The organism is uncultured Kriegella sp., from assembly GCF_963975415.1.
Lineage (GTDB): Bacteria > Bacteroidota > Bacteroidia > Flavobacteriales > Flavobacteriaceae > Kriegella.
Map to the genome: position 1 here is coordinate 99,730 of NZ_CAXBGN010000002.1, position 26,144 is coordinate 125,873.

Below are 26,144 nucleotides of genomic sequence, written 5' to 3' on the forward strand. Positions count from 1 at the left end.
ATTAACTTATCTGAAAATGAAAAAATTAAAAAAGAGTCTTGTTTTAAATGTATTCATATTATTCATAATTGCTACACACAATTTTTGTAACGCCCAGCACGAGCCCTTCGAGTTCGAGTTCGGTACATCTACTACTCTGGAAAACGCCTTAAAGACTAGTTCGGAAGAGGACTCCAAGATCAAATGGATAAATGTCAATACCGTCAAAAAAGGCTGGACAGTCAATAATGAAGGCGTGTTGGTAAATTTAGGCCACCCGATTGGAGTCGTACGATCAGAAAAACAATATGAAAATTTTATTCTTCACGTAGAGTGGAGGCATATGGAACCGGGCGGAAATTCTGGTGTTTTTGCCTGGAGTAATGGCAACCCCGAAGAAGGAAAAGAATTACCCGACGGGGTCGAAATTCAAATGCTCGAACTCGATTGGATCAACATCAACGCAAAGGATGGTATCCAGCAGCCCATAGCTTATGTCCATGGCGAAGTATGGGGCGTTGGCGGTGTTGTGACCATACCCGATAATCCAAGAGGAGAAAGGAGCAAATCAATAGAAAACCGTGCCTTGGGAAAAGGTATATGGAATACCTACGACGTCGTTGCCATAGACGGGGTCATCAAACTTTCGGTTAACGGTAAATTTGTCAACGGCATCTCAAAATCTACCCAAAAGAAAGGCTATTTATGCCTTGAATCAGAAGGAGCGGAGATTCATTTCCGAAATTTTAAGGTTATCGAACTGCCGCCTGGTGTAACTTCTTCGGAACAGACAGCTCCTCAACTCAAATAATTTATAAAACCACCCATTATGAAACAGCTGATTTTCATTCTATCATTTTCATTGTATTTCGGATTTGCCTTTGCTCAAGAAAGCAAAAGTTTGTTTAATGGCAAAGATTTATCGGGATGGACCAAACACGGTACCGAATACTGGTATGTTGACAACAAAGAACTCGTTTGTGAAAGTGGCCCTGAAGCGAAGTACGGTTACCTTTCTACCAACAAACCCTATAAAAACTTTATTCTAGACCTTGATTTTAAATTAGAGGCCAATGGCAATAGCGGTGTGTTCATACGATCGCACGTAGGGGGTGAAGATGGTACGACCATACGAGGTTGGCAAGTAGAGGTTGCCCCACCCAACAAGCACACCGGGGGCATTTATGAATCTACCCAAGGTGGAAGGGGGTGGGTAATTAAACCTGACCCTGCTGATGAAAAACAGCTAGACCCAAGCAATTGGAACCACATGAAAATCGAAGCTAAAGACGATATCATTAGTACATGGCTGAACGGAAAACAAATGGTAAAACTGAAGGATGAAAAAATTGGGGAGGGTCGGGGATCCATTGCTCTTCAAATACACAGCGGGGGCGGAATCAAAGTAAGGTGGAAGAACATTGAAATTCAAGAAATTGAATAGCACCCGTTCTTTGTTAAACTTACTTTATTCTTATGCTATTCTTAAGAAACCATTACCATGAGAAAATCGGTCAGGCTACGTTTATCCATTTTAATGCTAATGGAATACTTTATCTGGGGGGCTTGGTACGTAACTATGGGCACATACCTCCTAACCTATCTGAAAGCCGATGCCTTACAGGTGGGTGCAGCTTATGCCAACCTTTCCATTGCCGCCATTATTTCGCCGTTTTTCGTAGGTCTTATTGCCGATCGTTTTTTTTCTGCCCAAAAGGTTTTGGCCGTCTTACACCTCATAGGGGCCGCAACGCTATATTATGTTAGTACGGTCAAAAATTTCGGAGACTTCTGGTGGCTGATCCTTTTATATACTTTACTCTATATGCCCACCATGTCATTGACAAATGCGATATCTTTTTCACAGATGGAAGATCCCGGTAAAGAATTCCCGCGCATACGGGTATTTGGAACATTGGGATGGATAGCTGCCGGACTCTTGATCGGTTTTATGGAACTCGAGGCTTCCTATATGACATTTCGTATTGCAGCCGGATGTTCTCTTGTCTTAGGGGTTCTAAGCTTCTTTTTGCCGAATACGCCCCCAACAAAAAAAACGGCCAGTGTTGCTTCTATTTTGGGTTTGGATGCCCTCGTACTGTTTAAGAATAGCTCTTTTGTCGTTTTCTTTGTCAGTTCGGTTATTATCTGTATTCCCTTAGCCTTCTACTACAGCTTCGCCAACCCTTTTCTTAACGACATAGGGATGGAGAACGCAGCTGGTAAAATGACTTTAGGACAAGTATCGGAATTTCTATTTTTACTTCTTATGCCATTGGCCCTTAGCCGATTTGGAATCAAAAAAGTAATGCTGATAGGCATGTTCGCTTGGGCCGCACGCTACTTATTTTTTTCCTTTGGAAATGTCGAATCCGCAATTTGGATGATTTATTTAGGAATCATACTTCATGGCATTTGTTATGATTTCTTTTTTGTCTCGGGCCAGATCTACATAGATAAGAAAGCCAAAGGTGCCTTTCGAAATTCCGCTCAAGGTCTGATAACATTTGCTACTTATGGTGTCGGTATGCTGGTAGGTTCGTTCGTTTCCGGTTCGGTAACCGAAAACTTTCAACAAACGATCAACGGTTCACTGAACTATATGTGGCAATCTATTTGGATGGTGCCAGGAACAATTGCTTTAGCAGTAGGGATACTTTTTATGTTCTTTTTTAAGGAAAAGTCGGCATCAATGTTAAGTAAAGACAAAAAAGACGAACAACCACAACACGATAAACCGGCCATAACCATAAAACATATCAAAAATTGACGAACATTACAAAAAACCTTTTGGGCCTTAGCAGATGGCCATTATAACTCGGAAGCATCCTATGCAGAGGCATAGCATTTCTTTGAAAAAAATCCATTAAAAAATAAAATACAAACCATCTGCACGAATCTAGAAGGATATAGAAACAACCTAGATATTCTAAATTTTGAAGACTATGAAAATACTATGCAGCTTACTTATTCCAGTACTCGTTATTTCTTGTGGAGAAGGCGGGGAATATTATACCTATGAGGACTTTTCGAAAGTTGAAAAGATAGATGTGCACACCCACGTATGGACAGACCGCACCGATTTTGTAGATCTAGCGAAAGAAGATAATTTCAGATTGCTGAATATTGTCGTCGATCTTTCCAAAGGCGATGAATTCGTCAAAGAACAATATGACCACTGCATGGACCAAAAAAATAAAAACCCTGAAAATATCGAAGTAGCCACCGCTTTTTCGATGGATGATTGGGACAATCCTGACTTTACCAAAAATACAATCACCTGGTTGGAGCAATGTTTTTCAGAAGGAGCGATTGCCATTAAGGTTTGGAAGAATATCGGCATGGAATTCCGAGATAAGAACAACGAACTGATCATGATCGATAATCCGAAGTTCGATACTATTTTCAATTATTTGACCAAAAGGGAAATACCCCTATTAGGACACCTAGGGGAACCTAAGAACTGTTGGCTCCCATTAGATGAGATGACCGTAAACAATGACAAGGAATACTTTGAAGAACACCCGCAGTACCATATGTACAAACACCCCGAACTACCCTCATATGAAGACCAGATTGCCGCCCGCGACCGCATGCTTGAAAAACACCCCGACCTTATATTTATGGGTGCTCACATGGGAAGTTTAGAATGGGACACCGACAAATTGGCAAAACGTTTGGACAAATTTCCGAACATGTGCGTGGATCTCGCGGCTAGAATGGGGCAGGTTTTTTACCAGACAATCGAAGAACGTGAAAAAGTGCGTAATTTTTTTATAACTTATCAAGACCGCATTCTATATGCAACCGATAAAGCTGATGATGGCGAAGACGAAGTTGCTGAAATGCAAAAGGACACCCATGAAAGATGGCTTCAAGATTGGCGTTTTTTTGTAACGGATGATAAGATGACAAGCGAGCGCGTAAATGGAGAATTCAACGGATTGAAGCTTCCGAAGGAAGCGGTGGATAAAATCTTCTCAAAAAATGCTAAAAATTGGTTAGGGATGTTTAGTGATGAAGATATATGATCAAGCTCCTATTTCGTCAACATGAAAGAGAAAATGAATCTCAAAAAACCAATACATGACTGTGCACACGGGCTTCAATTCTCGAAATCAAAACTTAGGCCGAACCTAATTAGAAGTTTTGCCGGTCATTTCTTTCAGCGCATTCAAGATTTGCTTAGGAGACATCCTTTCTGTGTAATTTGCCTCGACATGACAGGCTTCAATAATTCCAGCTTTATTAATTATAAAGGTAGCAGGAACGGGTAGATTTTTTGAACCGTCACCATTTAACAGGCTTAAATCACGGCGTTGGTGATAATCTTCTCCCGGGTCGAACTGTAAATTGTAAGCATTGATCACCTCTTGGTTTGAGTCGCTAAGCACCTCAAAGCCCAAATTATTTTTCTGAACAGTGGTCAGTGCATTCTCCGGCTTTTGCGGACTGATTGCGATAAGTCTAGCACCGAAAGCAGTTATTTTGGGCAGGTGCTTTTGCACAGCCATAAGGTCTAGATTGCAAATAGGACACCATTCACCACGGTAGAATTTTAGAATAACAATATCGTTCTTCAACACATCATAAAGTGATATTGGCTTACCAAAAGCATTTGGCAGGATAAAATTAGGCGCCCTATCCCCTACCGCAAGCCCTTTTACTTGAGATGCATTGGCAATTACCAATTTCTGAAATTCTTGTAGACCACCCATTCAATATGTTTTAAAAAATTATTTTATCAATTGCTATTTAATGGTGAGAAAATCATCGTTCCCGAGGACGGCAAAAAAACAGTGGCATTTCAGGACTTTGAACTAAAACTTGAACATCATTTATTAATCCGTTAAGATTTTAAAGATGAAATGCCTTCCGAAAACACCCCTAAATAAAAACCAGATCAAAAAAAAGTGGTAGCCAATACCATGGTCATCCGCCAAGAATATGACGATATTTTACGCTTCAGGCCCATTAAAAACCGGTTCAAAAATTTCCAAATACAGGGAACAAAAAATGTACCTATTTCTCTAGCTTTAAGACGGCAAATTTGCCTTTATTCCATCCATGAACGAGCAAGTATAACTGCTTTGATCCATTTTGGCCTTCTACAAAATGGGGCCATACCTGATGGATATTGGTTAAGACCGGAATATCAAGATCTCCGGGAATTACAGTCGATACTAGCTTTTCGCCAGTATGAACGTAGATAGGGGCCGATTTCTGTTCACCGATTGCACTCAATGCATTCAAGAAGAAATGCTCCGTTTTATAGGAGACGTTACAAACCAGGCTTCCTTCGGGAATATCATTAAAGGTTTCCACGAACTTGCCTTTTTTCGTGAATTTCACAACCTGACCTGCTGCACGATTGGCCACGAGTATGTGATTATCATGGGCATATACCCCATGCGCTGTCTGAAATTGACCGGGATTATCTCCCTTTCCTCCCCACGCAAGCTTCCCCCAACTCCAAACACCATTTTTTTCTTTTATCGTCATCACGAAATCGCCTGCGGAGTAACCATGGGCGACATATAGTGTACCTTTCAGATAGGTTACATCCGTTACGCCAAAATTGCTATCCTCAGATGAAAAGAATTCATTGGCAGGGGCAAATTTGAACTCGTTTCCGGTAGGCTTCAAGATTTCGCTTACAATTGTTCCATCTAAGGTCAATACGAGCACCCTTTTCCCCTCTTGTGCTACGGCAAGGTGTTTTACGCCCTTATGAACAAAGAAAACAATTCCGTGAATATTATCCTTTAAGCGCTCATCAGTACCAATGATGTTCCATTTTTTAAGATCAGGACTGATCGAGCAAAGCCCATACCCGGGAATTCCGGTGTAAACGATTCCTGTTTCTGGGTCTTCGTTAAAACCACCATGCATTTTTGGTTCAAATTCATGGGCATCTTTGGGGAAGGCATCAGTTAATTCTTGGTCAAAGGAAAAAATAAACTCTCCTTGGCCAGTTACCAGTTTTGCCAGACCACCCACGTGATCAGATGGCATTGGGCCATGCTCGTGATTATGAACTATGCCGGCATGCTCATGCGAATGATGTGTATGGTCATCATGCGCCTCTTGGGCCATTGCGTTATATGAAAACCCCAGAAAAGTTATAATTGACAATACGGCAAGCGGTGTTTTTTTTATCATGGTCGATCCTATATTTTTTTTGAAAAGTAATCATTTCTAGCTTAATGTTCAAACAGCTCCGACTTTCCTGTTTTTTTCCGTACTATCAGGTACATAGAACATGCCGATAATTGCAAGTTATTGTTTCACGGGAACCCAACATAAATAACAAAGACAAACCGCAGGGGCGTTTCGCATTACCCCTTCAGAATGAACTTACTACGTATTTTCATTGGATTAAAAAATTAGACTCCGTTTTTAAAGCACTTTAACAACATAGCTTTCCCAAACTACCGAAACATCAAGACCTAAAAAACATCTTTTTTATGCTTCAACACCTCGAATATATCGTCACTTTAACACGACCCGATTTTCTAAGTGATACGAAAAGGCCTTCCCATGGACTGTTTCCTATTGAAGAAAACCTTATTTACTAAACCCCAAACTTTTGTTTAATGTTACCGTATACCTCGAACATTGAAGAAACTGGCTTCCTAAACTGTTCTTTTGAATAAAATATAGCTGAATAAATAAATCCTGATAGAAAATGAAGTTACAACGAACGTTTACTTTATGGGGCTCGTCTGGAACATTTTTCGATACGCCCTAGGTGTCATACCTGCAAATTTCCGAAAACTGGCATTAAATCGGCTAATGGAGTTGAAACCGGCTTCGTACGCAATAGAGGTAATCGGGTCTATTGTTATGGAAAGTTTTCTTTGCGCATACAATACCCGCTGCTGAATTAGGTATCTCGATAAAGATTCGTCAAAGGTTTGTTTAAAAATGGAATTGGCATAATCAGGGTGTATCCCTACAGCAAATGCTACATCGGTCACCTTAATTGGATTTGTAAAATTTTGTGCAATGAAAATAGCCATTTTCTCGACGAGGTTCATGGTTGACATTTCCATTTTGAGCTTTGACGCATTGATCCTTGGCTGTTGCTGCATCAGGCGTTTTAAATAAGCTTGTATTTCAAGGGTACAGACCTCATTTAGATAGTCTTTTTTGCTATCCAAATCTAACGCCCATTGTTGAAACATGTCTTTTGTTTTCTGAGTATTTTGAACAGTTTCAAAAAGTTGTACCTGACCTTTGAAAAGTATATCCAAAAATGGTTTGGGCATATTCCATTGCGATATCAATGTAAATGGTATGGTAATTACAAAATAAGGTGAATCGCCATTATACTCAACAATTTGATGCGGAAGCAATGCCCAAAAAATTACTAACCCACCTTTGGCGACATGTATCTTTCTATCATGGATAAGATAGGTAATGGATCCACCGGGCAAATAATTAATTTCTATCTCATTATGCCTGTCTGGTCTTCTCATAACATTGGGACGCCATACTTCACACGTAAGACCGTACGGAGTTAAATCTTCTCTTTTTTCATCGAAATGTTTCAGCATATAGGAAAATGATAGGCATTTATCCAAATATAGGAAGTATAGATGTTTTTACGAGCATATCTTTACTTTTTGAAGTATTGTCATTATATCGTTGAATTACAGGTTGGCTATAGCAGTTGTATGGAGGTTTTTTGCCCGCGCAAAATTTAAAATTGAAATTATGAAGCTTTTTACGCTTACTTTGACCTTAGTTACCACGACTTTTTTGACAACCTTGGGTTCCGCTCAAGATAAAGCAACCGATTACCTTGATAAAAGATGGTCGGAAGTTGCGAACAAAATGCCTTCGGATTGGTATGGTTCAAACGAAGCAAAATTGGTTGCCGAAAATGTATTGCTCAGTCAAAAGGCTATCGGCGGCTGGGAGAAAAACAAAAACTTCCACCATCATTTTTCCGAATCGGAAAAAGCAGATTATCGAAACAACAAGAATAAAATAGGTGCAACTTTCGATAATGGCGCTACCATTACCGAGCTGAAATTTCTTGCCAAGGTATATGCAAAAATCAAGGATGATCGCTACAGACAGGCTTTTAGAAAAGGTTTGGACTACATTTTTGTCACTCAATATGCAAACGGTGGGTGGCCACAGTTTTTTCCTGTACGGAAAGGAAGTGTAGCATATTCTGGCCATATCACCTATAACGACTATGCCATGGTCAATATCATGAAATTTTTAAAAGAGATTGGTTCTGATACCGAAGAATATGCAGCACTTCAACTGGGGCCTAATATAATTACAAAGGCCAAAAGGGCATTTGACAAGGGTATTCAATGTTTTCTTGATACCCAAATCGTATACCAGGGTAAACCCGCTGTCTGGTGCGCCCAACATGATTCAATAACACTCGCTCCCGCAAAAGCCCGTAGTTATGAACTTCCTTCGTTCAGTGGGTCTGAATCTGTGGGCATCGTACAATTATTGATGGATATAGATAATCCTTCCAAAGAAATTGTTGCATCTGTAAATGGCGCGGTGCAATGGTTTGAAAACAATCGCATAGAGGGTATAAAAATAGAAACGGAAACGAAAAAAGATGGACGAAAGAACAGAATTGTAGTTGAAGATAAAAATGCACCAACATTATGGGGGCGTTTTTATGATTTGGAAACAAGTACAATATACTTTTGCAGTCGTGATGGTATTAAAAGAAAATCCCTAGCAGAAATAAGCGATGATCGTCGAAACGGATACAGTTGGTACACAAATGCCCCTGAAAAGGTGTTAAAAAGATATCCGAAATGGCTGGCCAAGAATCAAAAATCGATGAACTGACCGCTAGATTCTACATTAGACAACTTTATGATTGCAAAACAAAATCTTATCCCAGTAAAAACCATGGTTCATCTGGGCATCTATACTAATTAGAACAAAATCAAAATATTTTATATGAGGATAGCCCTTTGGTTCATTTCATTTTGCCTGATATGTCAAATCTCGACCTTCGCTCAAGTAAATAATAAAAATAGAGTAGTCATTTTAACCGATATTGAAGCCGACCCTGATGATACACAATCATTGGTTAGGCTGCTCTTATATTCAAATCAAATTGACATTAAAGGTATCGTTGCCACCACCTCTTGCTGGCAACAGCACAAAATTGCGCCCGAATCTATAGAACGGGTTTTACGGGCATATGGTGAAGTGCAGCCCAACCTTTTAAAACATGAAACCGGATTTCCAAAACCGGAAGCATTGATAACCCTCATTAAAACCGGACTTCCCGTTTATGGAATGCTCGGTGTAGGCAATGGAAAAGATTCGGAGGGTTCGGACTGGATTATAAAAGTTCTCGAGGAAAAAGACGAGCGACCCTTGTGGATATCGGTTTGGGGAGGTGCAAATACGTTGGCCCAATCACTGCATAAAATTAAAAAAACAAGAAGTGCAAAAGAGGCTAAACGACTCATCTCGAAGCTGCGAGTTTATACCATTTCGGATCAAGATGATAGCGGTATTTGGATACGGAATAACTTTCCAGACTTATTTTATATTGTTACCCCCGGAGACTACTATGCCAATGCTACATGGGCAGGGATCAATAGTTTTATAAAAGGAATAGATAATACATCGATCAGTAATGGTTGGATAGCCCAACACATTCAACAAAACCACGGCCCTCTGGGCGCCGAATATCCTGATGTCGCCTATGGAGTAGAAGGCGACACCCCCGCTTTCTTGTCATTGATACCTAATGGACTTAATGAGCCTGAACACCCGGAATGGGGCAGCTGGGGCGGTCGATATGCTCTTTACAAGCCCGATTTCTCAAAAACAAAAAAAGGAAGCTCTATTGTAACAATAGCCCCTGAAACAAGGGCCATATGGACCAATGTCACTGATAATTACACCCCATACATACCCAAGGAATATGGTCGTACAATAAGAAGGGATACTGTTTCATTTAAAGGCAACAAGGTCACTTTATGGCGCTGGAGGGATGATTTTCAAAATGATTTTGCCGCCCGAATGGATTGGAGCGTCATGCCGTATGAAAAAGCTAACCATCCACCTGTTCCCGTTTTGGCACATTCTGAACAGCTAATGGTGAAGTCGGGCGAGAGATTCAGTTTAGACGCATCTAAGTCTACAGACCCTGACGGTGACAGTCTCAGTTACTTGTGGTTTCATTATCCTGAGGAAAGTTCGTATAAAATGGATATAGATCCCGGTGCGGCAAATTTACATATTGTAAATCTTAAGGCCCCAGAAGTTCAAAAAAAGGAAACAATCCATTTCATATTGAAACTTTCGGACAAAGGCATACCCTCGTTATCGAGATATAAACGCGTAATCGTAACCGTAGTCCCTTGATACCCGATTGGGCCAGTTGTGAGACCTCTCTCCAACTTTTTGGGAAGAAAATAAACTACAATGAATAAGCTGATTTCTATACTGTGTTCCCTGATTATTATGGGTTGTGCAACCAACAATGCGCAACAAACCAAAGCAAAACCTCGTATTCTAATCAGTACCGACATTGGTGGTACAGACCCCGATGATAATCAGTCCATGATTCATTTTTTAATGTATAGCGATCAATTTGAAACCGAAGGCTTGGTTTCTTCACCTTCTTATGGTTTTGGTACCAAACAAAATATTCTAGACATGATTGCTTTATATGAAAAAGATTATTCAAAGTTGAAAGAGCATAGTGCGCAATTCCCTTTTCCAGATTCCTTACGAGCGATCACCAAACAGGGAAGAAAAGGCGCTGCTCCGTATATCGGTTACGGCTCTGCAACGGAAGGTTCCGAATGGATTATTACGTGCGCAAAAAAAGAGAGCGAACAGCCGCTTTGGGTTCTTGTTTGGGGAGGTCTTGAAGATTTAGCCCAAGCATTACATGATGCTCCCGAAATTCAAAAGAAAATAAAAGTATACTGGATCGGAGGACCAAATAAAAAATGGAGCGCCAACAGTTATGCTTACATTGCCAAAAATTTTCCCAATCTTTGGTTCATAGAGGCGAATGCTTCCTACAGAGGTTTTTTCTCTAACAGTAATGTACCCGACAGTTTGAAAGGCAATAGGTATTACGACCACTACATAAAGAAGTTAGGATATTTGGGCAATGATTTTAAGAACTATTACAATGGAGATATAAAAATGGGAGATACCCCTTCGCTACTCTACACCATGAATGGGGACCCGAATAATCCATTAAAAGATAGTTGGGGAGGCAGTTTTGAAAAATTCAGCCATAGTCCAAGATATATTTTTAACCGAAGAACAACAGTTGAAGATACCGTTTCGATATATTCGATTATAGAGTACCGTTTCGATGGCCCGAAAATTAGTATCCCTAAAGATTCCACCTGTTTTACAATGACGGTACATGCAGGGGTCGGCGAACAAAAATGGCCAGGGTTTTATCTTGGTGAAGGTAAATATGCAATACGATACGCTCCAAAAAAGGCTGAAAATTTAAAGTACTCAATTACTTCAAAAGTTCCGGGCTTCCCAAAACAAAGTGGTCAACTTGTTGTTAATAATATTTGGCCACGTGAGCAATCAGCGAGTGATTACCAGTTAGGATCCAATTGGTACACAGACTCCACCAATCCTGAACTATTTGACAACGAATGGCAAGGTGCCCGAACCGTCTTAAAATGGCGCAGTGCTGTTTTGTTGGATTGGGCCAAACGTTGGTCCTGGTTACAAGGGCCATGATAGTTTTATATACTTCCAATGAGGTGTAAACCTTTAATAGTCTAAATAAAGGCGATATAAAATATCTACAACTAATTGCGGTAAGCCAATGGTTGGCTAAGAATTATTCTTAGTAGATATGATTATAATTATCTTTCTTTTTAAGCTTTACCTTTAATTGTTCTAAGTTAATTGTCAAATTTTAAAGGCTTCCAAAGCTTAATTCAATTTGTAATTTTCCCTGTAAGCAGTGGGGCTTATACCTTCCTTATTTTTAAATAGTCTTGAAAAATAAGGCGGATATTCAAAACCTAATTCATAGGCCACTTCTGAAATGGTTTTATTCGGGTTCAACAAGATATTCTTGGCTTCATCGATCAAGTACAACTGCAAATGTTCGGTTGAAGTTTTGCCTGTTTCCTTTTTAAGCGTATCGCTTAGGTACCGTTGGGAAACCGACAGTTGATTCGCAATTTGCTCTATGCTAGGAATACCATTTTCCTGTAATTGTCCCGATTCAAAATAGTCTTCAAGATACTTAATAAATTGCTCCAATAAATCATTGGAAAGCTCCTTTCGGTGCAAAAACTGTCTTTCATAAAATCGATTGGCATATTTTAAGAGCGTGCTAAGTTGCGAAATAATGATGTCTTTGCTGAAGGCATCTTGATTGTTCTGGTATTCAATCTCAATATTCTCTACAATCGATTCTATCTGCTTTTCTTCCCTTGGGGAAAGATGCAAGGCTTCGTTAACGGTATAGGAAAAGAATCCATATTTCTTGATTTGCTGGGCCAACTCCGTCCCTTTTAGAAAATCTTCATGAAAGTTTATCGAAAAACCTTTTTGCTCAAAAACTACGTTCTCATCCCATTGCAATACTTGTCTCGGCGCGATGAAAAACAATGCGCCATTGGTAAAATCATATTTCGTACGGCCGTAATTTAAGTCACCTTTTACAAACTTCTTAAAGCTAATGGAATAGCAATCGTTCGTAATGGGGGGCGAACTCTCTTTCGGGCATGGCAGAAAACCTTGCCCAATAGCCGAAAACACACTGAGCATGGGGTGCTCAGGGCTCGGAAGTTCTAGGTAATCTAAGTAAGCCGATAATGTTTTAAAGTGCTGCATTTTAATTTTTCGATTCGTTTACTACGGATAATAATTGTTTGTGGTAGGTATCGATTCTGGCGTGGGCCGTGCCGTCAATCAACAAAATAACCACCAACATGGCGACGGTAGTAATCATGCTTGCTCGCCATATGGGTGTATTGACAAATAAAATGACGAGGGCACAGGCTATGATGATTAACGGAATAACAGTAAAAACAATGGTCTTATATTCCTTTAAGGTGCTTTCGGCCCGTTCAATTTCTGATGCCACAAAAGCCGATGCATCCGTATTGTAAGCCGTTTCAAATTGTGGAATTCTTGATTTGTTGGTAAAAAACAATCCGAGCCCGATGATTGTCAGTAATGCCCCTGCTACTAAAGTGGGAATGATATAGGCTTTGGCCATATCGGTTTTTCCCAATTGCCAAAACCCCAGGCTTGCGAACATAAATACAACTCCGAAAAGAATGAAAAATGGAGTTGAAAAAAGTTCGGCTCTTGCCCAATCGGTGGCTTCTTTTAATATATCCATGTCATTATATTTTATAAGGATTTCCAAATTATATATTCCACTTCAAATTAGTGGTTTTTTCCGACACTTCCCACAATCGCTCCATCACGGGCTTATCTTTCGCATGAGGTTCTAATTTGCATTCGCCAACCGGACCGGTCCAATAATTTCGGCCTGTAGGACCATAAAAACCACTTTGATCCAAGTCAGGTTCTGTAGCACACATCAATTCAGGATATGCCCCTTTTTCAGCGGATTGTACGAATGGAGACCATTTCATCAGTTGCCAAACGAAGCGTGTCATCAAGCCCCCGCTGGTTTTGATCAGCGACGTTCTGGAAGCTCCGGGATGACAGGCATACGCTTTGACATTGGTCTTGCCGGCCTTTTTCAATCTATCCTGTAGTTCATAGACGGTCATTATCTGTGCTAGTTTGCTTTGGCTATATACACTATTGGGACTGTAGTTCTTATCCCAATTCATATCGTCAAACTGTACGGTTTTAATACCTAAGTTATAACCCATACTACCTACTGTTACTATACGTCCGTTAGATTCTTCAATTCTTGGGTAGAGCAGTCCTTGTAGTAAAAAGTTACCATAATGGTTCACACCCATTTGGCTTTCAAAACCATCAACGGTGAACGTTTGTTTGGGCACTTGGGCAATTGCGGCGTTCAACAGCAAGGCATCGATTTGCGGTACTGTTTTGAGAACTTCTTCAGCTGCCTTTCTTACAGAATCTTGCGCTGCCAAGTCCATCTGTATATTCGACACGTCTATATCATTATCGAGCTCTTGTTTCAGGGCGGTGATGGTGTCTTCCGATTTTTTAGTATTCCGATTAAGCATCACCACTTTTGCTCCTTTTGACAGCAATATTCTTGCTGCTTCAAATCCAGTACCGCTCGTGGTACCAGTTATTACGTAGGTTTTACCTTTCAGCGACCCGATTCGATCGGGGGTCCATCCTTGTTTACCAAATTGAGTTGTATTCATTATTGCTTATTTTTTGTTTCAAATAATAAGACAAAGGTAGGTGTGAGGAGAGCTTAACTCCTTATACGGATTTTCGAATCTTGTATACTTTTTGGTTTTCAGAAACTCATCCAGCTGCCGGTTGGTCTTCATAGATATTTTAGAGAATTACCCGTTCGATTTGGCGGTGTGCTTACATACAGAGAATGCATTTGTTCAATGATACCGATTCAATGTAAACTTTTAGGTGTAAGTCCTGTTTTCAAAAGCCATATTCTGAGCTTAAACAAAAAAGACTTCAAAGAAATTAATCTTTGAAGTCTTGGTTTTCAGGTGATCGCGGAAGGATTCGAACCTTCGACCGTCTGCTTAGAAGGCAACGGATTTATGGTTTTATATGTTTTTAAATATATTTAAAAGTACTGATTATCAATATTTTAAAAATTATATGGATTCATATAAAACCATATAATACCCGATTTTGAGTGCAAATTGAGTGCAAATTTTTTGTATCTTCAATTTATGAAGACCAATATAACCCTCTCAATCGATACAAGACGAAAACGAAAAGATGGTATGTGCCCGATTATTTTCAGATTGAGCCATCATCGAAAGACCATTGCTATTTCCACAGGATTTGCCGTTCCGCCAGAATACTGGAATGAAAAGAAGCGTGAAGTCAAAAGAACGTACAGGGGTGTATCCTCTGTTCCTCGTTTGAACAATATGCTGACCAAAAAGAAAACCGAACTACGGGACGACATTAATTTGTTAGAGGAAAATAAACAGTTGGAAAGTCTAGGCATAACCGACTTGAAACGCATCCTCACCAAAACGACCAAAAAGATTTCCTTTTTCGAATATACGAAACAGCTCATTGATGAAATGGAAGAGGCCCAACGATATGGCAATGCGAGAGCCTATAAAAGTGTTCTTGGCGCGTTAAGGAATTTTCATAGGAAAAAGAGCCTACGGTTCGAGGAAGTGAATTATGCCTATCTCAAAAAGTTTGAGACCGCTCATTTAAAAAAAGGAAACAGCATAAATGGGTTGTCCACCTATATGCGTACGATCAGGGCCATTTACAACAAAGCCATTCATCAGGAAATTGTATCGGCAGATAGTTATCCATTCAGAAAGTACAAGATAAAATCGCAACCTACGGCTAAACGGGCAATAAGCAAGGATAAAATCAAACGGATTCTTGACTTGGAGTTGGAACCCGACAGCCCATTATTCCATACACGCAACTATTTTCTATGTTCGTATTTGATGAACGGTATCTCGTTTATTGATATGGCTTTTTTGAAAGTAGGAAACATTATAGATGGTCGTATTCAGTATCGCAGACAAAAAACTGCAAGACCTTATGACATTAAAATAACGAATCAGCTCTCCTCCATTCTTGAATACTATCTAAAAGGCAAGGAGAAATCCGATTTCATTTTTCCGATAGTACGGAGGGAAGACCTACAGGATCAATATTATGACGTGCAATGGGAAAGAAAACGTTACAACAAACGATTAAAAGAAATTGCCGAACTGTGTGATATTCAAGAAAAACTAACGAGCTACGTAAGCCGTCATTCAATGGCTACAAACCTTATTCTTAATGACGTACCCATCAATGCCCTCAGTAAAATGCTTGGTCATAGCAAACTGCAAACCACGGAAATCTACATCAAAAATCTACCGACTCATATCATGGACGAGTATCAAGAGCGGTTGGAAATCTAGAGCTAATAATTGAAATTCATTTGCGATTTACTACGGAAATTGTAGTATTATGCAAATATGGGATGCCTTTTTAAATCTTATGAAAGCCAAATGACTATAATAATTAGTTGACTTACAGTGGTATCAACGCCTTCTTAAACTTCAATTTGTCGGCCAAATCATCATTTTCTTCTTCTCGAAGGGTATAAATGATTTCCTCATATTCTTCAATAAAAATATCTATGAGTTTTTTGCCATTGATTAGTGTGATGGGCACTTTATATTCATCACTAGCATTTTCAACAGCTTTTTTATGAAAATCACTAAGGGTAATGAAACAACCCTGAAAATCACGTTTCATGGCCCCGCGAAAACTAGCTACTTCTTGCCAAGAGATTGCTTTTTTGGAGTAAGCTTTGACTTGTACCTGTAAATTGATTGAAGCCACACCAAAAACGGATAAAACACCTTCAAAGTCAATGCCTCCATCGCCTACACCGCCTTGCTTTTCATCAGTTGGTTCAAAACCTATAGAGCGCAGCAAGTAGCTCACTAACATTTCAAATTCAAAAGCATCTAGTTCTAAAAGCTTCTCCTTGATGATTTTATAAATATTGATATCGGCTCTTTGAACGACCTCATTTTTTGGAACAAGATCGATGGCTTGTAAGATCTCACGACCGTTACTAACTCTATATACAGTAAGGCTACTCCTTAGCGTATTTTGTAATGGAACACTTAGTTCATAACGATCAATAGTTTGGTTGAACCAATTTACCTTTTTGCGCTGACCATATGGGGAGGTGTCATCAGGTTCATAATAATTTTCGCTGATAATTTCACCCACCAAAAGCTGACCACTTTTAAAAGGTGTAAGTACGATATCACCAACATTAATTTCATTTATAAAGCGATAAACCTGTCCAGAATTTTGACCTGCCCTCAATGGAACATCTTTTGGAAACTTTTTAAAGTAATGTTTTTTGATTTCTTCTCTGGCAATGCCCTTCTCCATCAAAAAGTCAAACCAACCAATGCCCACATAGCCGTTATCCTTAAAGGCCTGTGTATACCTACCGAAGTCTGCTCGTACAACGTAAATGTTTTTCATAAAAGTTCAGAAAGATATTTAATATTGGAAATGTTACTTGCTACGTAGGGATACTCATTACCCGGATTTTGATTAATTACCTCAAAATCTTCTCTTTTTTGAAGTTCATTATTTATATGCTTATCACCAAAGGAGTAGCCTGATATTAAAATATTTTCAGTTTCTGCCACGCACTTTTCAAACCGTTTAAAAAGAACAGAATACATCAAATCATTTTTAATAATTTTAGTTTTATCTGTACCGGTTATGAATTTTGGTATTATATCAGAATTAAGGTCTTGCAAAGTTTTTTTAGTTTCAGGATCAACCCTAATGGCAAAATGTTTCTCGCGATAATTTGTAGTTGTGAAGTAATTGTACTCTCCCGTGGGTTCTAGGTATGGTTTCTCTCCTTTAATATAGTGTTCAAATCGATAGAAATCTAGACTGCCATGTAGTTTGTGAATTCTTATAGGTTTATCAAAAGTACCTTTGAAGACTGCAATTGATGTTCCTTCATCTTGATAGTGGATTTCCGAATCTTGCTTGGTAAAACCACGAGAATATTTAGCTCCATAGGCCTTGCACAAGTTTTCTAAAAGTAAGTCATGGTTCAAGGTAAAAATATCAACCTCTTGGAAACCCCTGATATATGTGAAGAATTGCCCATACTCATGCAGCGAAGTGTTGAATTGGGAATCACTGTAACTCAATAAATCAGCAATCAAATAATTTACGATGCCAGAAAGTTTTGAGAGACTTGAATCATTTTTGAAACTATAGAGGTAAGGTGAAGTATCTCCCTCATATTCTGGTTTGAATTCTCCTATGAATGGATAGTCGTTTAGTAATTCTGACTTAGCATTTTCATAGATTTGGCCTTTAATATCCTGACTGAATGATATATCATTGATCCATTGGTAAAAGAGTTCGTAATTATCAAAAGAACCTTTTTCTGATTTGTATTTTTTTATGGCCTCATTCAAAATATAAGAGTAAACCGTATTATCCGGATCAATTGAACCGTTATGCTTATCCACATCTCTTTTTCCATCCACCCAGGTCCATTCACTTGAACCAAATAGCAATAATTTTTTTCTTTGATCTCTATCGAAACGCTCTCTAATATCATTGGCAAGAGGAAGACCTGTGGGCCTTGAAAACCCGGCACCCAATATGACCACTAGATTATTTCCCATAATTGCTCCTTTTATCTGCAACCCAACTTAAATACTCCTTTGCCTTTACTGCCTTAAACCTTTATTCATTATACTAGGTGACAACCAAACTTTTCGATTAGTGTTAAACTTCATTCTTCAGATTTTCAGCGAATTTTTTCTGGTATTTTTCCCTTCATCCAGTTGATGGATATTTCATCTTCTTCATCTTCAACTTTAAAATGAATTGAATCAGATTCTTGGAACAAATCACCCCTACACTTATATATGGCTCTATAATCCTTAGATTCATGGTCAATAAATATTACTATTTCATCACCAAGTTTAGCGTTCTCAACTTTAATACGATAAGGGGCATTAGCATCTCTAGTACTCGGCCTTATAGTCCTGTTTCTAATTATTACACCCATACTATTTATCTCATATATTTAGCCCTCTTTCCAACAACTTAAATCACTCATTCTGTAAACCAACATTTACAACAATAATGCTCATTTTCACATCATGTTCATTCGCAATTACAAACATATTCCATAATATTATCGTGAAAGCGTTCCCCATAGGTTTCACGCTCTCCATAACCGCCATTCTTAAAATTTGACCATTTATTAGAGGGAATATCGCAAAAAATATAGGAACGCGATGAGTAGGTTTTTTTCACTTTTATTTTGGCGACCACGTATATTTTGTATTCATAATCATAGGCGGTCACTTCTGTCAGCCAATCGGAATCCAAAGTATAACTTCCTACACTACCTTTTCGATATCCTTTGTCTATTATGAAATCTTGAAAGGCATCGCAACTTATTGAGCTGCCAGCAGATTCAATACTGCCGCCGGCGCAATTTTGAAGAGATTTGACGGCAGCATTCAACTCATCTACCGCTTCATTTAATTTTGATAATGCATCGTTTGCGTAACTTTTGGCATTATTCAAATAATCTGCTAGATAATCAGGGTCTTCTTCGTATGACGCGCTAGAGAGTTCGCTTTCAGCATTCGATAAAGCTCTTTTCGCCTCATAAAAATAGTCTTCTGCATCTTCTGCAAAATCTTCTACATCATCACAGTCTATACTACTTGCTTCGCTTTCTGCGTCATCAGCCTCATCTTCGGCGTAGCCTGCTTTAGTTCTTGCACTTGATATCTCACTTTCAGCATTACTGGCCTCAAATTGAATATTTGAAATATTCGACTGTTCGAAAGCTTGATCGATATAATAAATGCCTTGTTGGGTTTTCTTAAATGCAGATTGGTATTCTTCAAAAGCATCCTCTATTTCCGCCATAACATTATTTGCTTGAGCCTTTATAGCTAAAGGGCATAGTAGTGTCAATAAAAATAAAAAATGCGTTTTCATAAATCTTAATTGGGTAGTTTCATATTCCATCTCAGGTGAATCGCCAAATGAATAATTGCAAAGGTTTTGGTCAATCATTTTTTTTAAGATTGTTTACTATGAATTTCGCACGTTCAAATAATTCATCATAGGTAAGTATCTGAATATTCCGACTATCATTTCGGTATAGTTCAAGTGTTTTTTTCTTTATTCTTGATTCCTGAAAGTTTTCTGAACTTTCTAACTCCATCCAATTTCCTACTATTAAAATAGTCTTAGAGTCATATGCTTTTTCAGCGATTAAATTTCCCTCGCCATCCTCCTGCGGTTTGTCAAACTTTATCAGGCCTGCTGCTTTTTGTTCTAAAATCTGAGAACACGCGTTTTGTAAATCTCTAGACAGTGACCATGCTCCTGAACGATTCTTATCTTTTCCAAAAAGAGGTGTTGTAGGTTTTTTAAGCTCAATGAAGGTTACAAATTTAGAATCTGATAGTAAAAAGTCTGTGATAACAGCATTGCCACCAGACAAATCTTGTTCTGAAACATTCGCCTCTTTTTCCAATACCCTTTGAAATTTATAGTCCATCCCGAGTCCTAGAATCCATTGATTACGTTCGAAAAAGGCTTGCCAAGTGGTTTCTTCTTTTGCCTTCGGCAAGTCAATGAGCTTCCTATACTCTTTCCAATATTCTGGATTTGATAGTAATTTCTCAAAGTAGTCAAGTCCTCTTTTCCTAAATGCTACGTTTACGATATCACGAGATGTGATGATTCCTTCTTTAATTACTGATTCAACTACCTGTTGACCACCTTCTTTTGCAAGAAGTGTTTTTATAAGTTTGATATTTTCAACTGTAAGTTCAGAATCAGCTATCTTGATACGTTTCTCGGAAATCGCAGATAAATCAGTTTGATTCAAAAAGCTCAAAAAAGCTTTGAGTTGAGCTAAATTAAATTTGCTAAAACCTACTTTCTGCTTCTCATCCTTTCCAATAAGCTTAATAATCTCAATTCCTTCAATATCATTTTTCTCTTTGATATACACAGCCTTAAGCATAGTTCTAGTGGAAAGTTTTATTTCAAACCCTTCCTCATCTTCATGTACCACTTGAAAAAACCTTCCTTTCTCAAACTCATGACTGTACAAGTGATTTGGTTTTGAATTGTTGATAATGTCGTCCTCAGTAGGGACAAGACCAGTTCTTCTATTTCCTAACATATTATTTATGTTCAACTATTCTTATTTCCTCTTCAGTTAACCCATACAACTCATACACCATTACATCAATTTGTTGTTCGATGGCATCAATTTGTGTTTGTAAATCTTGGGCTTTTTTCTTGTTTTGTTCAAATAGATCCAACCACTCAAACTCGTCAGTTTTGGTAAGCATAGCAATGGATTGTTGACCCTCTTTTTCTCCCTCTTTATTGGTTGCTTTGATGGCCTTATTCAATTCTTTTATGAATTCGCCGAAATTTAGATTTAACCAGTTTTCAAGTTTTCGAGAAAGTTTAGTTATTCCTACTATATTTTTTAAATACACGAGAAGTTTAGTCCTAACACTTTCTTTCTCGGCAGATAATTTTAAAAGTTTCTTTATTGGGCTAGAATCGAGATATTTATCTGATATCGGAAATTCTAAAATATGGTTGACGTTAAGTTTTGGAAATGCTTTTCTACCCAAATTGATGTTGTTCATTTTGAAGAATTGAGCACATAGGCTACTTCCCAATATTCCCAAAACTGTAAATATTTTATCTTCATTATTGGTTTTGGGAATGAAATTAAAAACGTCCGTATTATTGATTAGAGTTTTCTCTGTATATGTTACATCTATTGATGACTTGGACAGTATTCTATTCAATAATAGTCTTGGGCCCTCAAAAATTTCTAATTTTCTGGGCGCCGCTAAATTTGCACCATATAAAATAAAAGTGTCAGATTCTCTTATATAATATTTTTGAACATGGCTTGCTCCAATTAATGGAAAGTGATTTTCACTTTCCTTTCTATCGGAATGATATATGCGTTGATTCATCATTTCTCGGGTCATTGCTGGTGTGCCTTTGCCTTTTTCGTAAGGCTTCATTCCTTGGTAACCATCAAAAAAATCCCCTATTGTGTACTCCCCGTTCAATTCTATGTTCGAATTAAAACTAATATTTATTTTACTTGAATCATTTCCAATTTTCAAAGATTTAGAGAGTAGCCAATTCTCTTGATCCAGGGCTAATAATCGCTGATTTATTGAAGTTAACGTGTTGTTTACACTATGTAAATGAGTTGTTTTTGGGTACGTGGGATTATCGGTCCGTTTTCCGGTTATTATCAAGGTATCCACAGTCGCATCTTCAAATACTCGATAAAGATTTATTAATTCAGAACAGTAATTCCTATGGAATAAAAAATTCCTTAATCTATCATCATATTTTGTTGATATCCAATAGTTAGGTATAATAAAGCTATATAAACCGTTATCTTTAATTATAGAAAATATTCTTTCACAAAATAGACCATAGAGATTTACTTGATATTCGGCCGTTTGGTAATTCTTGTAAAAATATTCTTTGGTTTTTGTATTGATAGCATGTGATTGCACATATGGCGGATTCCCGATTACAACATCAAAACCCCCATATTCAAAAACTTTTAGGAAAGCGGTCTCCCAATGAAAGGCCTTGTCTCCGGCAATTGCTTTGCTATCTATCAAGCTATTTCCACACTTAATATTGCTACTCAAGTCATTCAATTTTCGACGGGGTTGTGCGGTACGTAACCAAAGTGAAAGTTTGGCAATCTCGACGGACTCTTCATTCAGGTCTACGCCGTAAATATTGTTTTCCAAAATGGTATTCTCAATATCGGGAAATTGGAGCCCCCCACCTAACACTTTTGCTTTAAGCTCATCAATATATTGATGTTCTTTGATGAGAAAATCCAAGGCTTGATTGAGAAATGCCCCAGAACCACAAGCGGGATCACAGATAGTTAATTGTAATAACCAATCGCGGTATTCATCTAGTATATCTACTAATTTTTGAACGGTGGCTTTCTGTCGGTGTTTTCGGCCCCTGAAATATTCTTCTTCCTTAAAACCAAGAGCTGCCTTTTTCTCTTCGCAGAGTTTGCCTATGGTATTCTCAACAATGTACTTGGTAATATATTTGGGCGTATAAAAAACACCATCCTTTTTTCGCTTACTCTTTTGTTTGTCGAACTGGGCACCTTCGATTTCTGCGTTGACGCTTTCTATCTCGTTAAGGGAATTTTCGAAAATATGTCCCAAAATGTTGACATCTACTTGGCTTTCGAAGTCATACTTGGCCAGTTTTAGAGTATGGCGGTATAGCAGATTATCATCGATTTCTAAACCGTCAAGAATAGAATCCGGTTGAAAAAGGCCACCATTATAGGCATAAATTTCTGCCCTGCTAGACGTTCCTTTTCTTCCTGTATCCAAATAGTTAAAATATTGCTTGAACAAATTGTACAAAGGGCGTTCATCCCCAAAGTCCATATCTGCCTTCCATTTTTCAAGTATTTGAAGGGTAGAGTTGGGCGTGAGAAGGCCTCTGTCTTCCGCAAAAAAGACAAACAGAAAGCGATCTATCAGTTTTTGTGACCTCTTGAACAGGGCGAGTTTTACGTTTTTTTCCAGACCTTGCAATTCCTGTTGATAGGTAAGATTGGTAGATATTTCCTTTAATTCCTGCTGTCTTTCTATTCGAATTTTTTTGGCGTTCCGTTTTACCAGATCGCGAAAAAGTTCCCGTTTGAAAAGCGAATAATCGTTATAAAACTCCTTAGTAATCTGCTCTTCCTTGACCAATGAGTCCTGCTTTATTTTAAACGGTACGCCGGTAAGCAGATTATCTTTATACAAGCACAAATATAAAAGAGCAAATCTGTCCGGCGTTAGTTGGAATAGGTCAAAAGACTCGTGAGCAGTGGCATCATCGATATAAAACCGCAACTTTTCGAAATTGGAGGTAATCACATATCGGCAACCCTTATGATTTACTTTATAATCGAACGCTTGGCGTCGTATACTCTCCAAATCTTTGGTATTAGTGCCTTTTAGCTCTACGACGGCAAGCGTTGTAGCATCGTTTAGTATGGCACCATCTGCTTTCCGATTGTTCTTTTCGTTTTTGTACTCTGTGGTTAGATTGTATTTAGGACTAGGATTTATGGTATAATCAAATACATTCACAAACAGTTCGGTAAGAAAGGTAGCCTGAAATTGCTCTTCCTTACTACTTCGTATATTTTCCTGTATTTCAGTATTGAGAAAATATTTGGAGTATTTCCGATAGGCTTTTTCTGCTGCTGTTTGGTCCTGTTGAGATAGGTATTTTTTAAGTACCGATGTTTGGAATAATGGCATTTATTTTTGGTCAGGTTTTAATACTTAAAAATAGATTATTTTTATGATTGAAGGAAAAATCCAACAAAAGGTTAGGAAAGTAAAGTGGTTTTAACCCACTCGAATGCCGCTTCTTGGTCATAATCAATCCCTGTTCTTAACAATCCCTCCATATCTCCCGAAAAATTTGGGTCGGTTTCCTTTTCTTCAATATTTATCAAGAATTCCTTTTTGCTTGGTGGTTTACCCACAGAGAAAGCCATATATTCATCAAAGGATTTTAAAATCAGCTCATGATCTAATTCAAGATGTAATCTTGAATAATCCAAATCGAACAAGTCACGGCCTTTACTACGTTGATACAGTGCTCTCAACTTGGTTCCCAAAAGTTCATTGATATTATAGGTTCTGATGGTGGCACTTCCTGAAAACCACTGGCTGTTTACCTCAAATGGGAACTCCACCCATGGCAACACGTTAAAGTGCTCTTTACAATTGATTTCCAGTTTGAGCCGCAATCGAATATTTTCATATTCTGAATTGAACCGATACAATGCCTTTGCCCCATGGCCCCGAATGTCCGTTCTTCTGTCCTCTTCAAAAAAATCGATGACCTCGCCGATGCGCTTCATTATCGGTTTTATGGGTCCGGACTTTATTTGAACAAGGTCAATGTCCTCGGAATATCTTGGGGCGGGATTCAGATATAACTTATGTAAAGCCGTACCGCCCCTAAAAGCTAAGTTCTCTTGAAGGAAATCATCAGAAAATAAGGCCACCAAGGTTCTGCTAATGACCAAGTCTTGCTCTACTTGTGAAAATTGTTTCCAAGGAGCGTGGTCTTGCCATTGGGCGATATGGGGTCTAGGTATCATATATCGCTCTCTAGTTTAACGTTGACATCCACCTTCCAGAAATTGTCTACCGCCCCAGCTTTTTCTTTGGACACCGGACTCAGCAATACGGGATAAAACTTCACGGATTCAAAATACTCAACTAGCAATTGAACCAATTCATCACGTTCATCGGTTTCGGAACCATCAATAAAATATGCCAAACGCTGTAAAGTACTCTTATGGGGATACCACGACAATAAGTCCGATAGATTATAGAAGGTTATGCCCTCAATGAGCTCTTGCAGAATCGATAGCATTCTATTCAACCCCCCTAACTTATTCTGATAATGTATCAAGTCTACGGCCGTTAAAACAGGATCTGAAATTTTAAAAATCCCGGCATCGGCTTTCTTATCGATAATGTTTTTTTCGGGCCACGTGGTCGTCGTGAAAAAGCGTAAATCGATTGTACCCTTTTTTATATCCAAAAGGGTGGGCTTTGTCGTAATGATATAATCTCGCTGAATTTGCTGATGGCTTGCGCCATGGAATTTTGCCGCAGAATATAAACCTATATAATAAGGTCTATCCAAAGTTTTGAAAAGTTTTTCTGAGTATAGTTCAATGGGCAGCTTAGCCTGTTTTGAATATCTAGGAGGTATGATTAAATAAAAACCTTTTCTTAAGGGAATTATATCGCCTTTTGCAACAGCGTATGACAGTTCATTGGTCAGGGCGGTTTTATTCTTTGGGCTACTGTTTATTAGTTCGGCCCTTGAAAAGGAGTATTCTTCAAGTGATAGGCGTTCTTTAATGTAGTTCGACAGGTTCAGTTTTAGTAATTTTCCGAGAAAGTTATGGATTTTTGATAACTTTCTCGCATTTTTACTAAAAAAAATGAATCATTACTTTAATCTATGGAATCAAAAACCGTAACTCCAATACCTCTTTATCCGTACGATTGGCCTAAACTAGCAATTCACATTTTCCAAAATATAAATTATCTGACTAAGGTGGTATCACAAATTGTGATACCTCATATTCGGCCGCCCCTATTACTGCGGAAGTCTTGCAAAAATTCCACTCCGATCCTCCCGAGCGGGCGACCTTCGCCCGCCCGCTTTCGGTCGTCTTTCCGTTCCGGTTTTGCAAGACCCCCTCGCGTCCGCGCAAAAGCACAAGCGGCAAAAAAGCCGCTTGAACTTTTTTCTCCCTACCCACAAAAAACTTGAACACTTCCGTATTTCCTTCCATTTTTCAACACCATATTAGACCAGATAAATCTCTTATCTGTACCCATTTATATTGATATGGTTCTATA

Annotated in this window: 23 protein-coding genes; 8 read left to right on the forward strand and 15 right to left on the reverse strand. The window is 38.5% G+C overall.

Annotated elements, in window-relative coordinates:
* The first annotated feature begins 16 nt into the window (after positions 1-16).
* From AACZ88_RS04235 to AACZ88_RS04250, 4 genes are all read left to right on the forward strand, one after another.
* Positions 17-790, forward strand: coding sequence for a DUF1080 domain-containing protein (locus AACZ88_RS04235; RefSeq protein ID WP_339706688.1), 774 nt, complete (start codon positions 17-19; stop codon positions 788-790).
* A gap of 18 nt (positions 791-808) precedes the next feature.
* Complete coding sequence (locus AACZ88_RS04240; RefSeq protein ID WP_339706691.1) at positions 809-1,423, forward strand: DUF1080 domain-containing protein; 615 nt, start codon at positions 809-811, stop codon at positions 1,421-1,423.
* Positions 1,424-1,480: 57 nt separating this feature from the next.
* Positions 1,481-2,749 (forward strand): nucleoside permease, encoded by a 1,269-nt coding sequence (locus AACZ88_RS04245; protein WP_339706694.1) that lies wholly within the window; start codon positions 1,481-1,483, stop codon positions 2,747-2,749.
* Between the two features lie 175 nt (positions 2,750-2,924).
* The gene (locus tag AACZ88_RS04250; RefSeq protein ID WP_339706697.1) at positions 2,925-4,010 is read left to right on the forward strand and encodes an amidohydrolase family protein; all 1,086 of its coding nucleotides are present in this window, start codon (positions 2,925-2,927) and stop codon (positions 4,008-4,010) included.
* A gap of 105 nt (positions 4,011-4,115) precedes the next feature.
* On the opposite strand, the gene AACZ88_RS04255 is transcribed toward AACZ88_RS04250, so the two are convergent.
* The 3 genes from AACZ88_RS04255 to AACZ88_RS04265 all read right to left on the reverse strand — a co-directional run bounded on the left by AACZ88_RS04255 (position 4,116) and on the right by AACZ88_RS04265 (position 7,538).
* Positions 4,116-4,697 (reverse strand): peroxiredoxin family protein, encoded by a 582-nt coding sequence (locus AACZ88_RS04255; protein ID WP_339706700.1) that lies wholly within the window; start codon positions 4,695-4,697, stop codon positions 4,116-4,118.
* A 304-nt stretch (positions 4,698-5,001) separates the two neighbouring features.
* A complete protein-coding gene (locus tag AACZ88_RS04260) occupies positions 5,002-6,141 on the reverse strand; it encodes a hypothetical protein (RefSeq protein WP_339706703.1) in 1,140 nt (379 codons plus the stop codon).
* 545 nt (positions 6,142-6,686) lie between these two features.
* Positions 6,687-7,538: a helix-turn-helix domain-containing protein gene (locus AACZ88_RS04265; RefSeq protein WP_339706706.1), complete on the reverse strand. Its 852-nt coding sequence runs from the start codon at positions 7,536-7,538 to the stop codon at positions 6,687-6,689.
* 160 nt (positions 7,539-7,698) lie between these two features.
* On the opposite strand from AACZ88_RS04265, the gene pelA reads away from it, so the two are divergent.
* From pelA to AACZ88_RS04280, 3 genes are all read left to right on the forward strand, one after another.
* A complete protein-coding gene (gene pelA, locus AACZ88_RS04270; protein WP_339706709.1) occupies positions 7,699-8,814 on the forward strand; it encodes a pectate lyase in 1,116 nt (371 codons plus the stop codon).
* 114 nt (positions 8,815-8,928) lie between these two features.
* Positions 8,929-10,353 carry a nucleoside hydrolase-like domain-containing protein gene (locus AACZ88_RS04275; protein ID WP_339706711.1) on the forward strand — a complete coding sequence of 475 codons (1,425 nt, stop codon included), beginning with the start codon at positions 8,929-8,931 and terminating at the stop codon, positions 10,351-10,353.
* A 60-nt stretch (positions 10,354-10,413) separates the two neighbouring features.
* The gene (locus AACZ88_RS04280; protein ID WP_339706713.1) at positions 10,414-11,712 is read left to right on the forward strand and encodes a nucleoside hydrolase-like domain-containing protein; all 1,299 of its coding nucleotides are present in this window, start codon (positions 10,414-10,416) and stop codon (positions 11,710-11,712) included.
* 198 nt (positions 11,713-11,910) lie between these two features.
* Here AACZ88_RS04280 and AACZ88_RS04285 read toward each other — a convergent pair whose 3' ends face one another.
* The 3 genes from AACZ88_RS04285 to AACZ88_RS04295 are packed head-to-tail and all read right to left on the reverse strand — an operon-like array spanning position 11,911 to position 14,315.
* Complete coding sequence (locus AACZ88_RS04285) at positions 11,911-12,822, reverse strand: helix-turn-helix transcriptional regulator (protein WP_339706716.1); 912 nt, start codon at positions 12,820-12,822, stop codon at positions 11,911-11,913.
* A gap of 1 nt (position 12,823) precedes the next feature.
* Entirely contained in the window at positions 12,824-13,336 is a 513-nt protein-coding gene (locus AACZ88_RS04290; protein ID WP_339706718.1) for a hypothetical protein, read from the reverse strand.
* A 28-nt stretch (positions 13,337-13,364) separates the two neighbouring features.
* Positions 13,365-14,315: an SDR family oxidoreductase gene (locus tag AACZ88_RS04295; protein WP_339706721.1), complete on the reverse strand. Its 951-nt coding sequence runs from the start codon at positions 14,313-14,315 to the stop codon at positions 13,365-13,367.
* Between the two features lie 501 nt (positions 14,316-14,816).
* On the opposite strand from AACZ88_RS04295, the gene AACZ88_RS04300 reads away from it, so the two are divergent.
* Positions 14,817-16,031 carry a site-specific integrase gene (locus tag AACZ88_RS04300; protein WP_339706724.1) on the forward strand — a complete coding sequence of 405 codons (1,215 nt, stop codon included), beginning with the start codon at positions 14,817-14,819 and terminating at the stop codon, positions 16,029-16,031.
* Positions 16,032-16,143: 112 nt separating this feature from the next.
* On the opposite strand, the gene AACZ88_RS04305 is transcribed toward AACZ88_RS04300, so the two are convergent.
* From AACZ88_RS04305 to AACZ88_RS04345, 9 genes are all read right to left on the reverse strand, one after another.
* Entirely contained in the window at positions 16,144-17,121 is a 978-nt protein-coding gene (locus tag AACZ88_RS04305) for a restriction endonuclease (RefSeq protein WP_339706726.1), read from the reverse strand.
* Positions 17,118-18,299, reverse strand: a complete 1,182-nt coding sequence (locus tag AACZ88_RS04310; protein ID WP_339706729.1) for an SIR2 family protein — start codon at positions 18,297-18,299, stop codon at positions 17,118-17,120. The genes AACZ88_RS04305 and AACZ88_RS04310 overlap by 4 nt, the downstream gene beginning before the upstream one ends.
* Positions 18,300-18,424: 125 nt before the next feature.
* Positions 18,425-18,688, reverse strand: a complete 264-nt coding sequence (locus AACZ88_RS04315) for a hypothetical protein (RefSeq protein ID WP_339706731.1) — start codon at positions 18,686-18,688, stop codon at positions 18,425-18,427.
* 98 nt (positions 18,689-18,786) lie between these two features.
* Positions 18,787-19,638 (reverse strand): hypothetical protein, encoded by an 852-nt coding sequence (locus AACZ88_RS04320; RefSeq protein WP_339706734.1) that lies wholly within the window; start codon positions 19,636-19,638, stop codon positions 18,787-18,789.
* A 70-nt stretch (positions 19,639-19,708) separates the two neighbouring features.
* Positions 19,709-20,839 carry a Shedu immune nuclease family protein gene (locus AACZ88_RS04325; RefSeq protein WP_339706737.1) on the reverse strand — a complete coding sequence of 377 codons (1,131 nt, stop codon included), beginning with the start codon at positions 20,837-20,839 and terminating at the stop codon, positions 19,709-19,711.
* Position 20,840: 1 nt separating this feature from the next.
* On the reverse strand, positions 20,841-24,008 hold the full coding sequence (locus tag AACZ88_RS04330; RefSeq protein ID WP_339706740.1) for an N-6 DNA methylase: 3,168 nt from the start codon (positions 24,006-24,008) through the stop codon (positions 20,841-20,843).
* Positions 24,009-24,079: 71 nt separating this feature from the next.
* On the reverse strand, positions 24,080-24,862 hold the full coding sequence (locus AACZ88_RS04335) for a nucleotidyl transferase AbiEii/AbiGii toxin family protein (protein ID WP_339706743.1): 783 nt from the start codon (positions 24,860-24,862) through the stop codon (positions 24,080-24,082).
* Positions 24,859-25,722, reverse strand: coding sequence for a type IV toxin-antitoxin system AbiEi family antitoxin (locus AACZ88_RS04340; protein ID WP_339708188.1), 864 nt, complete (start codon positions 25,720-25,722; stop codon positions 24,859-24,861). The genes AACZ88_RS04335 and AACZ88_RS04340 overlap by 4 nt, the downstream gene beginning before the upstream one ends.
* A gap of 109 nt (positions 25,723-25,831) precedes the next feature.
* Positions 25,832-26,077 (reverse strand): hypothetical protein, encoded by a 246-nt coding sequence (locus AACZ88_RS04345; protein WP_339706746.1) that lies wholly within the window; start codon positions 26,075-26,077, stop codon positions 25,832-25,834.
* Positions 26,078-26,144 lie beyond the last annotated feature (67 nt).